The organism is Nostoc sp. FACHB-888 (assembly GCF_014696655.1).
In the GTDB taxonomy this organism is placed as follows: Bacteria; Cyanobacteriota; Cyanobacteriia; order Cyanobacteriales; family Nostocaceae; genus Nostoc.
Genome location: NZ_JACJQM010000403.1, coordinates 1 through 1,916, shown reverse-complemented (window position 1 = coordinate 1,916; position 1,916 = coordinate 1). Strand labels below are relative to the sequence as shown.

2 protein-coding genes are annotated in these 1,916 nt (G+C 43.4%); both read right to left on the bottom strand.

Annotated elements, in window-relative coordinates; genetic code table 11:
* Positions 1–359: 359 nt before the first annotated feature.
* Positions 360–1,445: a calcium-binding protein gene (locus tag H6G26_RS41395; RefSeq protein ID WP_190737910.1), complete on the bottom strand. Its 1,086-nt coding sequence runs from the start codon at positions 1,443–1,445 to the stop codon at positions 360–362.
* A gap of 216 nt (positions 1,446–1,661) precedes the next feature.
* Positions 1,662–1,916 (bottom strand): hypothetical protein (locus H6G26_RS41390; protein WP_190737908.1); only part of this gene is annotated, 255 nt, incomplete at its 5' end.

The following is a 1,916-nucleotide window of genomic DNA, read 5'->3' as shown; positions in this document are numbered from 1 at the left end:
ACTAAAACCAAATCAAACTGGATAAAGTTCCAACTCCGCAATAAGATTCGGTACTTTCTTCATTACTTTGCCCCTGGTGACACTTTCCGTAACACTACCCCGAAATGTCTTGGAATTTATGACTCAAGCTTGTAAGGAGAATGAACCAGAATTGATAGTAATATTTCCGGCATTTCCTTGTCATTTCCTTGTATAGAAGTTGAGGTTCCCGCGACTATTCAATTATGATTAATTCTAGAACGGCAAAACTAACTGGAGAGGTGAGACTAAAGGCTTAATTACGTATGCGTCTTAGAAAATCAAATGAGTTTACTATGCTTCCAACCTACCTCTAGCAAGTTTTACCGCTCTAGGATTAATTAAAGAATAACGTCGCTTGTGGGATTTCCTGCTGCCACAAATAGTGTTGGCGCTCCTGTAAGCTGAATCTCAAACTCAGCGCCAAAATCGAAATTGGTGTTAGCAGTAAGAGTACCTGCTACATACCTAACTTGACCAACTGCGGAGAAGGCGGCAGTATCAATGAAAGTGAAGGCTTGGTTCCCTTCTAAAGAGGGGTTGGCATCAATAGTAGATAAATCGATTTGGTCACCTAGCGAGGCATTGTTTCCAACAAAGTCAGTGATAACATCGCTTGATGATCCACCAGGTTGACTTTCAAGAAGTAAGTCAAAATCGAAAATATCGTTACCTGCTCCTCCAGTAAGGCGATCAGCCCCACTACCACCTTTAATGGTATCGTTGCCATTTCCACCCGATAATTGGTTATTTTGGTTGTCGCCAACAATACTGTCATTTGCATTTGTGCCGATGACATCATCAAAGTTGACTACTGTAAATGGCAACGTTCCCAAAGCAGGAACGTTATTGACAACCAAACTTCGGGTTTCTAAGTTAACAGTGAGAGATACCCCATCTACAGATTGGGATGCATCTATGGTGTTGTTGGCAACACCCCCATTAGCAACAATGTTTTCTACCCTCAAGAGCGTGTCTAGCCCCAATCCCGCAGGTTTTCTAACGGTTCCAAGACCTGACAAGATAATTCTTTGAGGTGTGCCTCTATAGATTACGGTATCAAAACCGTCTCCGCCATCAATTCTGTCGTCACCCTCACTGAAAACGAAGGTATCATCGCCGTTACCAACACCCCCAATCAGAGTATCCCTGCCAGAACCACCATTGAGAATATCGCTACCAGCACCCCCATCAAGGATATCGATACCCCTATTGCCGTTCAGGATATCGCTACCAGCACCCCCATTAAGGGTATCACTGTCATCAGTCCCATTTAGGGCTGGGCGAAAGATAGATGGGGTACCGTTGGTGGTATTGTTGTCGTTAAAATCACTACCGTTAATAAGTGCCATAATCAGCAGAGAGTTGTTAAATGAGGTTACTACGATGACATCAGCCCAAAACCCAAATTTTTCGTGAAAACTCAAAACTTTTACAGAACTTTACAGACGCAAATCTCAAATCGCTATGATTACTTTCTCTGCCAATTAACCAACTCTCTCTACTCGTTCTAATCAATCAAAACCCCCTCAACACAAGCAATTCCCCACTGCGGAAACTTTACCAGCACCCCATCAACACGAGCGATTCCCCATTGCGGAAACTTCGCCGAAATCTACTTGACAGCATATTTATTTCCCAAATTAATTGGAAGCAGATTTTGCCGAACTACAAGTAACTGGTGACTGCTGCCAGTTTTTGTGGGGAGTGGCAGTAGATGCGTTGGCTGTAAGTACTATCTCACCTTTAGCATTAGTTCCCCACCCAGTAGCTTCGATAATCGGTGCTGGTGGTATGGGGATAGGGGGCTTTTCTTTAATAGTTTGCTGAGAGTTAATATCATTGCTTGGGCCCAGAGTTGCCCACTCTGGTCGAACTATATTGCTACTAAAAGCTTC